Source organism: Actinoplanes auranticolor (assembly GCF_018332655.1).
Taxonomy (GTDB): domain Bacteria; phylum Actinomycetota; class Actinomycetes; order Mycobacteriales; family Micromonosporaceae; genus Actinoplanes; species Actinoplanes auranticolor.
Window position 1 is genome coordinate 25,474 of the sequence record NZ_BOQL01000044.1, and the last position, 12,021, is coordinate 37,494.

Annotated in this window: 13 protein-coding genes; 2 read left to right on the plus strand and 11 right to left on the minus strand. The window is 72.8% G+C overall.

Going from position 1 to position 12,021, the window contains the following annotated elements:
• Nucleotides 1-2: 2 nt before the first annotated feature.
• Together Aau02nite_RS27440 and Aau02nite_RS27445 are read right to left on the minus strand one after the other, a co-directional pair.
• Nucleotides 3-1,850, minus strand: coding sequence for a bifunctional sugar phosphate isomerase/epimerase/4-hydroxyphenylpyruvate dioxygenase family protein (locus Aau02nite_RS27440; protein ID WP_246595477.1), 1,848 nt, complete (start codon nt 1,848-1,850; stop codon nt 3-5).
• A gap of 3 nt (nt 1,851-1,853) precedes the next feature.
• The gene (locus Aau02nite_RS27445) at nt 1,854-2,513 is read right to left on the minus strand and encodes a TetR/AcrR family transcriptional regulator (RefSeq protein ID WP_212991473.1); all 660 of its coding nucleotides are present in this window, start codon (nt 2,511-2,513) and stop codon (nt 1,854-1,856) included.
• Between the two features lie 125 nt (nt 2,514-2,638).
• Between Aau02nite_RS27445 and Aau02nite_RS27450 the strand changes: the two genes are divergently transcribed.
• Nucleotides 2,639-3,118, plus strand: coding sequence for an SRPBCC family protein (locus Aau02nite_RS27450; RefSeq protein WP_212991474.1), 480 nt, complete (start codon nt 2,639-2,641; stop codon nt 3,116-3,118).
• Between the two features lie 384 nt (nt 3,119-3,502).
• Here the strand turns inward: Aau02nite_RS27450 and Aau02nite_RS27455 are convergent, their stop codons facing one another.
• A complete protein-coding gene (locus Aau02nite_RS27455; protein WP_212991475.1) occupies nt 3,503-3,799 on the minus strand; it encodes a hypothetical protein in 297 nt (98 codons plus the stop codon).
• Nucleotides 3,800-4,047: 248 nt separating this feature from the next.
• On the opposite strand from Aau02nite_RS27455, the gene Aau02nite_RS27460 reads away from it, so the two are divergent.
• Entirely contained in the window at nt 4,048-5,001 is a 954-nt protein-coding gene (locus tag Aau02nite_RS27460; protein WP_212991476.1) for a sensor histidine kinase, read from the plus strand.
• A 538-nt stretch (nt 5,002-5,539) separates the two neighbouring features.
• Here the strand turns inward: Aau02nite_RS27460 and Aau02nite_RS27465 are convergent.
• The 8 genes from Aau02nite_RS27465 to Aau02nite_RS27500 form a co-directional block, all read right to left on the minus strand.
• Nucleotides 5,540-6,796, minus strand: coding sequence for a PP2C family protein-serine/threonine phosphatase (locus tag Aau02nite_RS27465; RefSeq protein WP_212991586.1), 1,257 nt, complete (start codon nt 6,794-6,796; stop codon nt 5,540-5,542).
• A 43-nt stretch (nt 6,797-6,839) separates the two neighbouring features.
• Entirely contained in the window at nt 6,840-7,247 is a 408-nt protein-coding gene (locus tag Aau02nite_RS27470; RefSeq protein WP_212991477.1) for an SRPBCC family protein, read from the minus strand.
• 352 nt (nt 7,248-7,599) lie between these two features.
• Nucleotides 7,600-7,824, minus strand: coding sequence for a hypothetical protein (locus Aau02nite_RS27475; RefSeq protein ID WP_212991478.1), 225 nt, complete (start codon nt 7,822-7,824; stop codon nt 7,600-7,602).
• Nucleotides 7,825-7,896: 72 nt separating this feature from the next.
• Nucleotides 7,897-8,400: a GNAT family N-acetyltransferase gene (locus tag Aau02nite_RS27480; protein WP_212991479.1), complete on the minus strand. Its 504-nt coding sequence runs from the start codon at nt 8,398-8,400 to the stop codon at nt 7,897-7,899.
• A 69-nt stretch (nt 8,401-8,469) separates the two neighbouring features.
• On the minus strand, nt 8,470-9,612 hold the full coding sequence (locus Aau02nite_RS27485) for an ABC transporter permease (protein ID WP_212991587.1): 1,143 nt from the start codon (nt 9,610-9,612) through the stop codon (nt 8,470-8,472).
• Nucleotides 9,613-9,659: 47 nt separating this feature from the next.
• Nucleotides 9,660-10,316 carry an ABC transporter ATP-binding protein gene (locus Aau02nite_RS27490; protein WP_212991480.1) on the minus strand — a complete coding sequence of 219 codons (657 nt, stop codon included), beginning with the start codon at nt 10,314-10,316 and terminating at the stop codon, nt 9,660-9,662.
• Entirely contained in the window at nt 10,313-11,353 is a 1,041-nt protein-coding gene (locus tag Aau02nite_RS27495; RefSeq protein WP_212991481.1) for an efflux RND transporter periplasmic adaptor subunit, read from the minus strand. The genes Aau02nite_RS27490 and Aau02nite_RS27495 overlap by 4 nt, the downstream gene beginning before the upstream one ends.
• Nucleotides 11,350-12,015: a hypothetical protein gene (locus Aau02nite_RS27500; protein WP_212991482.1), complete on the minus strand. Its 666-nt coding sequence runs from the start codon at nt 12,013-12,015 to the stop codon at nt 11,350-11,352. The genes Aau02nite_RS27495 and Aau02nite_RS27500 overlap by 4 nt, the downstream gene beginning before the upstream one ends.
• Nucleotides 12,016-12,021: the final 6 nt, after the last annotated feature.

The window sequence follows — 12,021 nt, forward strand, 5'->3', positions numbered from 1 at the left end:
GATCAGCTCGCCGACAGCCGCAGGTGGCGGTGGGCGGCCATCCGTACGGGTGCGTTGGCTTCGCCGAAGCCGTCGTAACCACCCCGGCGCTGCAGGATCTCGAAGAAGACCCGCCCGCCGTAGACCGGGGTGTACAGGTGGAACAGCTCACCGCCGTGCTGGTCCCGGTCGTAGAGGATGCCGTGGCGGCGCAGCCGCTCGACGAGGTCCCCGGGCAGAGCGAACCGCGCGACCAGGTCGGCGTAGTAGTTGTCCGGCACCTGCATCGCCGGGCCGCCCAGCCGGTCGACGGCCGCGGCGGTGGCGAAGATGTCGGCGGTGGCGAAGGCGACGTGCTGCGGATCCACCACGGCGGGCGCCCACTCGCCGCGGCGCAGCAGCGCCACGGTCAGGGCCAGCCGGACCGTACGCTGCGGGGTGCTGAACGCCCGCGAGCGCATGAGCCCGAACGGTGCCGCGTACTCCTCGGTGGTCAGCTGGGTCAGGCCGAGCACCGAGTGGTAGAAAAGCCCGGCCTCGTCGAAGTGGTCGAAGGGCTGGGCCAGTCCGAGGTGATCGGTGCCGAGCAGCCCGGTGTCGCCCGCTGGCTGCTCACCGGTGGCCAGGAAGTCCGCCCGCCAGTCGTTGTCGTCGGCGCTGAAGAACACCGAGGTGCCGTCCGGGGCGGCCACGGCGGCGAGGTCCGCCTCCCGCGACCCCCGGGTACGCGGAAGGGCCGGCGCGAGCAGCGCCTCGGCTCGCGCCCGCGACCGTCGCGGGTCGGCGCTGGTGAGCGCGAAGGTGCTGAGGGCAGCGGTGCCGGGAGTCTGGGGCCGGGTGACCGCGCTGTTGAGCACGACCCGGCAGGCGCCCTGCTCCCACAGCTCGACCGGCTTGGACCGGTGCTGGCCGGTGTGGGCGAACCCGAGCCCGCGCAGCGCGTCCTGCAGGACCGGTCCGGACCGGCCGTCCACCGTGAACTCGCTGAAGGCGTGCACGGACAGCGGCGGCGCGGCCGGCAGCCGGCGCAGCTCGATCGCCGGCTGCGCCGGGAGGCCGTCCTCCAGGCTGATCAGCGACCGCATGGCGTCGATCGCCGTCCGCCGCGGGTCGGCCTGCCGGAAGACGTCGTTGAACACCTCCAGCGACAGCGGACCGGTGTAGCCGGCGGCGAGCACCCCGGCGACGAAGCCGGTGAGGTCGAACGTGCCCTGGCCGGGGAAGAGCCGGTGGTGCCGGCTCCACTGCAGGACGTCCATGCGCAGATACGGCGCGTCGGCCAGCTGCAGGAAGAAGATCTTGCCCGGGGTGATGCGCGCGATGTCGTCAGTGCCGGCCTCACGCGACAGGACGTGGAAGGAATCCAGGCACAGTCCGAGCGCGGGGTGGTCGGCCTGCCGCACGATCCGCCACGAGTGGTCCCAGGTGGACACGTGCCGTCCCCAGGCCAGCGCCTCGTAGGCGATCCGCATCCCCCGGGCCTGGGCCCGGTCGGCCAGCAGAGCCAGCTGCTCGGCGGCGAGACCGTCGTCGTCGATCGCGGCCGGGGAGACCGACGAGCACACCAGGACGGTGTCGGCGCCCAGCTCGGCCATGACGTCGAACTTGTGCTCGGCGCGGGCCAGGTTGGCCGCCAGCAGCGGTGCCGGGACGGCCTCGAAGTCGCGCAACGGCTGGTACAGCTCGATGCCCAGCCCGAGGTCGGCGCACCGCGCCCGTACCTCGGCCGGCGACCAGGGCGCCACCACCAGGTCGTTCTCGAACAGCTCGATGCCGTCGAAGCCGGCCGCGGCGGCCGCGGCGATCTTGTCGTCGAGCGTCCCGGAGACACACACCGTCGCGATCGAGCGGCGCAGGCGGCCCGCGGTCACGGCTCAGCTCCCGGCCCGGCCGAGGTAGCCGACGACCATGTCGGCCAGCATGGTCCGGTACCGGTCGCGGGCCGCCGGATCGAGCAGGTCGCGGCCGAACAGGGCGCCGAAGGTGTGCCGGTTGGCCACCCGGAAGAAGCAGAAGGCGCTGATCATCATGTGCACGTCCAGCGCGTCGACGTCCGCGCGGAACGTCCCGTCGCGCTGGCCGCGGGAGAGCGCGTCCTGCAGGACGCCGATCGCCGAGCTGTTCAGGTCGACCAGCCGCGCGACCTGGGACATGTTCCTGGCCTGCTGGGAGTTCTCGACCCCGACCAGCTTGATGAACGTGGGGTGGGCCTCGTGGTGGTCGAAGGTGACCTCGGCGATGCGGCGGATCGCCGCCACCGGCGCCAGGTGCTCGACGTCGACGGTGCGCTCGGCCGCCCGGATCTCGGCGTACGCGCGCTCCAGCACGGCCAGGTAGAGCTGCTCCTTGCCGCCGAAGTAGTAGTAGATCATCCGTTTAGTGGTGCGCGTCCGCGCCGCGATCTCGTCCACCCGGGCACCGCTGTAGCCCTGGTCGGCGAACTCGCGGGTGGCGACGTCGAGGATGTCCGTACGGGTACGCCCGGCATCACGCCGGCGGTCGACATCGGGTTCTGGTGCCGCTCCCCGGCTCATCACACTCCTTGTATACGAACTAGTCCGTACATCATGCCTCATGAATCCGCGAACTGCGGCCGGGCGCCGGCGTACCGTGAAAGAGCGTGCGACGGCCCGGCCGGCGACGCAGAGAGGTCTTCCTCATGGCCCGCTTCGACGTGTCCCTCGACGTCCACGCTCCGGCATCGCGGGTCTGGGCCGAGCTGGTGGACTGGCGCAAGCACGCCGACTGGGCGCCGCTGACGAGCGTCCGCATCACCAGTGCCCGTCCCGACGGGGTGGGCGCCGTCTTCGTGGCCCGCACCGGGATCGGCCCGCTCAGCTTCGACGACCCGATGACGGTGGTCCGCTGGGAGCCACCCGCCGGTGACGCCCCGGACGACGCACCCGGGCGATGCGACGTGGAGAAGCACGGCCGGGTCGTGCACGGCCGGGCCTGGTTCGTGGTCACCCCGCTGCCGGGCGGCCGCAGCCGGGTGGTGTGGAGCGAGGACATCACGGTCAGCCCGCACCGGCTGACCCGGCTGACCGCTCCCCTGCTGTCCGTCGTCGGCAAGGCCGGTTTCGCCCGGGTCCTGCGCTCGATGGCGCGCGAGGCCGAGCGTCCCCTCGGCCGGGCCTGACGCCGGCGACGTCAGCCGCGCTGAAGCCAGCGGTCCAGCCAGGCGAACGCCTCGTCCTGCATCTCGCGGACGAAGACGTGACCCAGACCCGGCCACACCTTGGTGCTCAGGCGGTGCCCGGCCAGGCCGACACGGTCGCCGAGATGTCGTCGGACAGCCGGGCCCGCGCCGACTCCCGGCGGCCCGGCGCTGCCAGGCCCGGAAGCCCAGCTTGCGGTGGTTGCACCAGGCCGGCGGGAAATCGAGTCCGGCCTTGAGCTGCTCGACGAAGACGGGCACGGCGCCCTCGACCACCACGGGACTCTCGAACTGCGGTGCGGCGCCGTCAACGCTCGCCGCGGCGGCGGGCACGAACACCGCGCCCGCCGCCCGCTGCGTGCCGGATCAGTGGGTGCGCGGGTCCACGTCGTTGCTGCGGCTGCCGGCCTTGGCCAGGCCCCGGCTGACGAGGTAACCGATGGTCAGCAGGGTGATGTACCACCACGCCTTGTCCGCGGCGAAGTAGTCGCTGCCGTCGTTGGCTGCTCCGTCACCCACCGTGTAGGAGGCGATCAGCACGCCGGCGACAGCGGCGAGGTAGACGAACAGCTCGGTGGTCTTGTACGACGGCTTGGTCTCCTCGCCGCGGGTCCGGACGTGCTTGACGTCGAGACCGTCGTGCGCGTGGGTCGTGGTAGCCATGAAATATCACTCCAGGGGGTCATATGTCGGGCCGCCGGATGGCGGCAAGCGCCGGAGTACCCGCCGCTCGGCCGGCCAATCAGTGACTTCCCAGCTAGTTGCCAGACCGTTACCAGGCTCGGATGGACGCCTACACCGAAGCGCTCGCGGCCCGATGGACGGCAGGAAAACTCTTCGCGTACGGGTGTACCGTTGCGTCCTGGTACCACCCGCTCCCGGATGCCCAGTTGATCATGGTGAAGTGACCGATGCCCCTCCCCGCCACGCTGACCCATGACGCCATGTTCTACGGCAGTGACGACGAGTTCGCCGCGGCGCTCGCACCGTTCGCCCGCGAAGGGCTGGAGCGGGACGAAGCGCTGGTCGCAGCGGTGACCCCGGGCAACATAGCCCTCCTGCGGGACGCGCTCGGCGCGGACGCCACCGCAGTGACGTTCATCGACCGCGACGAGTGGTACCGCCGGCCCGCGACGACGGTGGCCGGGTGGCAACGCCTGCTCACCGAGGCCCTGGCCCGCGGGCACAAGAGGATGCGCCTGATCGGTGAGGTCGCTTTCGGCGCCCGCCCCCACCACCCCACCTGGACCCGGTACGAGGCCGCGCTCAACGACGTGTTCGCGCAGGCGCCGGCCTGGATCGTCTGCCCGTACGACACCCGGAAACTCCCGCCGGCACTGCTGGACGATGCCCGGCGTACCCATCCGGCGACCTTTCCGTGGCGGTCGCCCAGCGCCGGTTACCTGACCCCCGAGCAGTTCCTCCGCAGCGTGCCCGAGCCGATGCCGCCGGTCAGCGGGCCGCCGGCCCTGAGCATGGACGTCACCGGCGGCGTCGCGTCCGCCCGCACTGCCGTGTCCACCCTGCTCGCGGCGGCGGGCTGGGCCGGCCTGGATCGCGGCGACGATCTGATCCTGGCGATGTGCGAGATCGTCACCAACAGCATCCGCCACGGCCATGGGCGGCGGGAGCTGCGGGTGTGGACCCACGACGGCACCGTGACCTGCGAGGTCACCGACGACGGCCACGGCATGGCCGACCCGCTCATCGGCTATCGCCCGCCCGCGCAGGACCTGGCCGGCGGCCGTGGCGTGTGGATCGCCCAGCAGTTGTGCGACGCGCTGTCGATCGTCCGGCGCGATGCCGCCACTGTCGTCCGGTTTGCTGTCACCGTGCGCGAGCCCCTGCGGCTGCCCACCGGCTGATCACCGCCCTTGCGGCGATGACGAGGGCCCCGGCGCTCGCGCGCCGGGGCCCGGGGCTATGGACCAGAAACACCATCTACCGGCGGTGACGCCGGCTTGTCTTTTCCGCACCGGCGCTCAGTGAGAGCAACGGGTGCGAGGATCGCGTCAGCGTGACCGGAGACCACCTCTCGTGCGATGGATACTGCGGTGTCCGCGTCGGGCCCGTGACTGCGGCCGCCGGCGGGCGATCCAACGGTGTGCGACCCTCCCTTTCCTCTGCTTGCCGTGCACTTCCCTGTTGCTGTCGCCGGCTGGTGGCGGAACCCCACGCGACTTCCTGGCCCCGGCCACGTACAGCCTGCGTCCTGCTCTTGCCGAGCGGAGCCCTGAAGGTGCATCGGCCCTGCTCGTTGCCTTGTTTCTGCGCCCGGTGACGGGCGGTTGCGTCTGCGTCTTCGTCGTTGCCCGCTCTTGACCCGAGAAACGTTAACGGGACCCTGCCAGAAAGTCTAGCCGCCACCACATAGATTTTCTGCCGCGTCACCCTGAGGGTGGGTCAGGCCGCGGAGTCGCTGGCCCGCCGCAAGTCGGCACCGGCGTCGGTGCTGCGGGTGTCGCCGTGGCCGCCGTGCCAGTCGAGGACCAGCATGCAGGCGTCGTCGGGCAGGGTGCCGTGCGGGCCGGCGACCTCCAGGACCAGGTCGCCGAGCACCCGGACGAGCTCCCGGGGGTGCAGCTCGCTCAGGTCCTGCAGGCGGCTGTGCAGGTCCAGCGCCGCAGCGCCGCGTTCCAGCATGCCGTCGGTGAGCATGACCAGCCGGTCCCCCTCCTGCAGCTCGAGCTCGGTGTCCTGGTAGGCCCGGGCGCTCCGGACGCCGAACGGCCGGTTCACCGGCAGCGCGACGGCCTGCGCGACACCGCCGCGCACCAGCAGCGGGGCGGGATGCCCGGCGTTGACGACCGCGAGCGATCCGGTACGCAGGTCCAGCCGGCCGAGGATGCCGGTGACGAAGGCGGCCCCGTCCGGGGCGTTGTCGAGCAGCGCCTGGTGTGCGGCCTCCGCCTGCTCGATCAGGGAGTGCCCGCGCCGGCGGGCGTTGCGCAGCCCCGCGACGCAGAGGGTGGCGGTGAGCGCGCTGTGCACGCCGTGCCCGACGGCGTCGGAGATGCTGAGGTGCAGCAGGTCACGAGCGAGGCTGTAGTCGAACGTGTCACCGCCGATGCTCGCGGCCGGCTCCAGCCAGGCCGCCAGGGTGAACGAGTCGGCCTCGCAGGTGAACGACGACGGCAGCAGACGCCGCTGGATCTCGGCAGCCAGGGTGAACGGCGTGGTCCGCTGGCCCCACTCGAACAGGTCGGTGTGCCGGCGGTTGGCGATCACCACGAAGGCCAGGGTGTGCGCCACCTGCGACACCCGCCGCACGGCGTCCTCGCCCGGCGCGGCGGTCAAGGCGATCTCCAGCAGGCCGATCGCCTCCCCGCGCTGGGTCACGGGCGCCCGCACGACGAACCGGTCACCGGTCTGCTCGACGAGCACCCGCTGGGTGCGCAGCGCCTGCTCCTGCGGGCCACCGTCGAACGGCTGCACCAGGGCGACGTCCTCGTCCTGCCGGCGTTCGCCCGACACAGCGCCGAACGGCAGGTGGATCAGCCGGACCAGAGCACGGCCGCTCATGTCGGCCACCAGGAACGAAACCCACACCGCGCCGAGGCTCATCCCGATCTTGCGGGTCACCGCCCGTACGGCGTCGACCGGGGCCGCCCGCTCGGCGTCGAGCAGCACGTCGTCGAGATCCATACCGCCCATACCCATGGTCACGGGACGGAGCATAGACGCGCAGACGTTCGCCCCGCGTTCAGCGCACCAGACGGCGCAACGCCCACCAGGCCATCGGGAGGTATCCGGCTACGGCCGGCGCGAACCCGACGACCGTCAGGCCGGTCCGCGTACCGGCGGGTGCGGCCTCGACGGTGTGCAGCAGGGTCAGTTTCACGCCGGCGGCCGACGCGGTCCACGACCAGGTCCGCACCGGACCCGCGGCGTCCACGCCGATGATCTGGAAGGGCACGGGGAGGCCGGCCGGCCCGTGCACGACACCGGTGGTGCCGGGCGCGAGCAGCTCACCGGGGTAGTCGACCGATCGGATCTGGGGTGACCACTCGGGCCAGCGCTGAGGGCGGACATAGCGGTCCCAGACGTCGTCGGGGGCCCGCGGACCCACGACGGTGATCTCCCGGCGCAGAGCCGGTAAGGCGAATCTCACCCACCCATGGTGCGGCACGGCGATCTTCGTCGCGCGGGCAGCGATGAATTCGGGGGCCGGCGCCGGTCCTATCCCCATGGCCGCCCATTTCGCCGTCGGCACGACGGTCACCCGCGCGGACATCCCCGGCGGCCCGGCAAGCGATCAGTTCGCGCCGCGGGCCCGGTCTACCCCGAGATCCTGCAGCAGCAGGGCCAGGTGAACGCCGCGGCGGCCGGCTGGGCGGGTCCCGGCCCAAGGGCGGGCACGCGCTGGCCGTCCTGCCCGGACTCACCCACTACAACCTGTTCCTGTCCCCGCTGTTCGCCGCGGTCACCCTGGCCTTCCTCGACCAGGCGGAGTGAGCGCCGGGTCAGTCGCCGGGGTCGGCGCGGGGCTGAGCCGGCCCGGCCCCGGACCGCAGAAGGTCCTCCATGGCCGCCACGTCCCGTCGGTCCGCCCGCTGTTCCCGCTGGTCGGCGAGGCGGTCCCGGGCCTCGTGGCCGGCGTTGCGTCGCTCCTCGAGGCGGTCCAGCCGGCGTTCGCGATCGTCGAGGCGCGCGGCGCGGGCCGCCTCCTGCCGGGAGTCTGCGTCCATACCGGTGACTATCCGCCGGAAGTGCGCCGACCACCACGGCACCGGCCGCCGGTGTCACCCGGCCGGGGTGCCTCAGCTCCGAGTCGGTTCTCCGGGCCGCACGGTGAGGATGGTGGCCTGCTCGCCGTTGTCCCGGTCGAGTACCTCAGCGACTGTCCAGCCGCACCGGCGGTAGAACTCGACGGCCGGTCCGCCGGTCGCGACCCACAGCCGGCTGATCCCGGATACGGCGGCCCACTGCTGCAGTGCCGACATCAGGGCTCCGCCGATTCCGCTGCCACGACGATCGGCCTGCACGATCATCCCGACGACCCAGGGGCTGAGAGCAGGTCGCTCAGGCAGGTCGGCCGGGGCGATGCTGACGGCTCCGACCGCTTCGTCCGCCTCGCTGACAGCCACGAAAGCGACGTGCGGTGCGGTGCGGCCCGCTTCGCTACCGGTGACGTCGATCCACCATCGCAGGTCTTGCCGGCCCGGTTCGGTACCCCACTCCTGCCAGCGCAGACGGGCGACCGGGACCACCAGATCGGGTCGGTCGGCGAGCAGGTGGACGGCGACGGTCGGGCTGTCACACATGACCTCAATCTAGGCCGCCCGCCGGCACGACGAACGCTCGCGGCGTCCGCGGCCGGCGGGCAGCCGACCTCAGGAGGAGGCCAGCGCCTCCGTCGGCGCCAGCCGGGCAGCCCGGATCGCCGGGTACAGGCCCGCCACCGCCCCGATCACCACGGTCGCGGCCACCCCGCCCAGCAGCACCCACACCGGGACCACCGTCGGCCACGACTGCGTCGTCGCGTAGAGCGCTGTGACCGCGAAACCCAGCAGCACTCCCCCGGCCCCGCCGGCCAGCGACAGCAGCAACGACTCCGCCACGAACTGCACGCGGATCTGGCCCCGGGTCGCCCCGAGCGAGCGGCGCAGCCCGATCTCCGCGCGGCGTTCCAGCACCGAGATCACCATCGTGTTGGCCACCCCGATCCCCCCGACCAGCAGCGCCACCGCGCCCAGCCCCAGCAGCAGCTGGGTGAAGGTCCGATTGGTGGCCTGCCGGGCCTGCAGCGCGTCCGAGGGCCGGGAGACCTTGACCTCGTCCGGGTTCTCCGGGTTCGCCGTCGCCGCCAGCACGTCCCGCACGGCGGTGACCTGGGCGTCGTCGGACCGGGTGTAGACGGTCGTGGGGTGCCCGTCGAAGCCCAGGTACGACGCCGCCGCCGGCCAGCCGAGCAGGACCGCCGAGTCGAGCTCCGGCGCCAGCGGCACCGGCGCCAGCACCCCGGTGACGGTGAACCACCGTCCGCCCAGGTAGACCGACGGCACGGATCCCAGCCGCCGCGCCGCCGTGGCCCCCAGCACGACAGCCGGATACCGCGCGGTCGCCGCGTTGAGCCACGACCCCGAGGTGAGCCTGGCGCCCACGGTCGAGGGCAGGTCGAGCTGGGCCGCGGCCACCGAGATGCCGCCGGTCTGGGCCGCCGGGATCCGGTCGGTCCGGTACACCGCCGTGTCCGGGACCGTGCCCGTCGCGGCCACCGCGTGCACCGGCCCGATGCGCTCGATCATCGACACGGACTCGTCCGGCAGCGTCGCGTCGTCGCCGAACATGGTGTTGCCCGGGCCGACCGTGAGCAGGTTGGTGCCCAGGGCGGCCAGGGCCCGGTCCAGGTCGGCGCGGCTGGACGACGAGATGCCGACCACCGCGGTCATCGCCGCGATGCCGATCGCGATGCCCAGCGAGGAGAGCACCGCGCGCAGCGGCCGGGCCCGCAGGCCCGACAGGCCGACCCGCATCAGGTCGGAGAGCCGCAGCCGGGCCGGTGTCAGCAGGGCGCCCACGGTCAGCTCACCCGCCCGTCGCGCATCGAGATCTGCCGGGGCAGACCGGCGGCCAGTTCCCGGTCGTGGGTGATCACCACGACGGTCGTGCCCGCCGCGTGCAACTCGCGCAGCAGCTCCACCACCCCGGCCCCGGCGACCGAGTCCAGATTGCCGGTCGGCTCGTCCGCCAGCAGCAGGGCCGGATCCCCGGCCACGGCCCGGGCCATCGCGACCCGCTGCCGCTCCCCGCCCGAGAGCTGGTGCGGGCGGTGCCCGAGCCGGGCACCGAGACCGACCCGGTGCAGCGCGGCCTCGGCGCGCCGCTCCCGCTCCTTGCGGGGTACGCCCGCATACAGCAGGCCGTCGGCCACGTTCGCCACCGCGGTACGGCCGGGAGCCAGGTGGAACTGCTGGAACACGAAGCCGATCCGGCGCGCCCGCAACGCCGACAGTTGCCGGTCGGAGAGCCGGGACACGTCGTGCCCGTCGATCCGTACCGTGCCCGCCGACGGCCGGTCGAGGGTGCCGATGAGGTGCAGCATCGTCGACTTGCCGGAGCCGGACGGGCCGACCACCGCGGCCAGTTCGCCGTACTCGACGCTCAGGTCAACCCCGTCCAGCGCGGTGACGCCGCCGGGGTAGGACTTCGTCGCGCCGGACAGTTCGATCACCGTCATGACGGCATGCCCACCGTCGTGCCGGCCGCGATGCCGCCGCCGGAGACCTCGACCCGGCCGGCGGCGAACAGGCCGGTCTCCGCCGCGGTGATGCTGCCGGCGCCGCCGTCGACGACCTCCAGCCCGTACCCGCCCTCGGCCAGCGCGAGCAGCGCCGCGACCGGGACCGTCAGCACGCCGGGCCGCTTCGCGGCGGTGAACTCGACGCTGACCGACGCCTGGTCCAGACCGGCCGGAGCCCGGGCGAAACCGATGGTCACCGACAGGCTCGTCGACGCCTCCTGCTGGCCCTCCGCCGGCGTCACCACGGTCTCGACACCCTTGATCGTGCCGGCGACCTCCTTGCCGTCCGGCAGGGTCACCCGCACGGCCGCGCCCTTGCGGGCGAGCCGCTGATCCGAGATGTCGAGCTCCACAGTGGCGACCCGGCCGGTGCCGGTCGTCTCCAGCAGATCGGTGCCGGGCTGTACGACGTCACCCGGCTCGGCCGCGCGGCTGTCGACCCGGACCGCGCCGCTCGCATAGACGATCCGGGCCGGGTCGACCGTCCCGGTCTCGGCCAGCCCGAGGTCCTCCTGCCAGTCCCGTACGGCCGAGGCGGTCGCCGACGAGTACGTCCGGTCCACTGTGAAGCCGCGGTAGCCCAGGGCCCACAGGTTCTGCTCGAACTGCTTGACGTCCCTGCCCGTGTCCCCCGATGACAACGTCCGATACGCGGGCAGGGATCCGTACAGCAGCACGACCGGGTCGTCGTCGATCCGGTACAGAGCTTTGCCGCGGGTCACCGTCGCGCCCTCGGCAGCGAGTGCGGTGACGGTGCCCGAGACCCGGCAGGCGTGCGCGGTCGGGTCGCCGTACCCCAGCTCGCCGTCCGTGGTCTCGGTGTCGACCAGCGTCTCCTTCTTCACCACCGCCGTGGCCGCCGGCGCGGACGCCTCGGCCTGCTCCTGCGCGTCCGGCAGGGCGACCACGACGGCGGCCGCGGCACCCGCCGTCAGCGCCACAGCCGCGGCGGCGTAGACCGTCCGCCGGCTCATCCCGCGCTCCTTTCCTCGGTCCGGGGACCACCGGGACCGCTCGGCCGGAACTTCGAGCACGCCTCGTCGGCCTTGTCGAAGGCCGGGTCGCCGGGTCCCGAGCCGATCTTGTCCCCGTCGAGCCGGATGCTGCCGTCGGCCTGCGGGTCGGGGAAGTTCGGCACCCCGTTGTCGCGCATGCACTGCGCCAGCTGCCGGCCCTGCTCGAGCCGCTCCGGATCCGCCTTGCCCCGGTCGCCGCCGTCGGGCGCCCACTGCTTGCAGGCCGCCATCGCCGCGTCGACCTTCGCTTTGTCCGTACCCTTGGGAATCTTGATCTGGAGCCCGCCGCCCGGATTCGGGTCGGGGAACCAGCTCATGCCCTGCTCGCGCATGCACTGGGAGAACTTCAGGGGCGCGTCCTCGTCCCCGGTGGCCGTGGCGCCGGCGCTCGCCTTCGGCGCACCGCCCGCCGAGGCGACCTGGTCGCCGTCTGTCGCCTTCCCGCACCCGGCCGCCGCCATGGTCAGCAGCAGGCCGAGAGCCAGGATCCTGGTGGTCCGCATCGTCGTCTCCTCGTCGGCGGCCGGGCGGCCGCCACGGGAAGCAGTGAAGTCCCCGGCGGGTTTCCCGGCCGTCACGCCGAACCGTGACGCCCAGGTGACGTGACCTTGCGTCACCATGGAGGC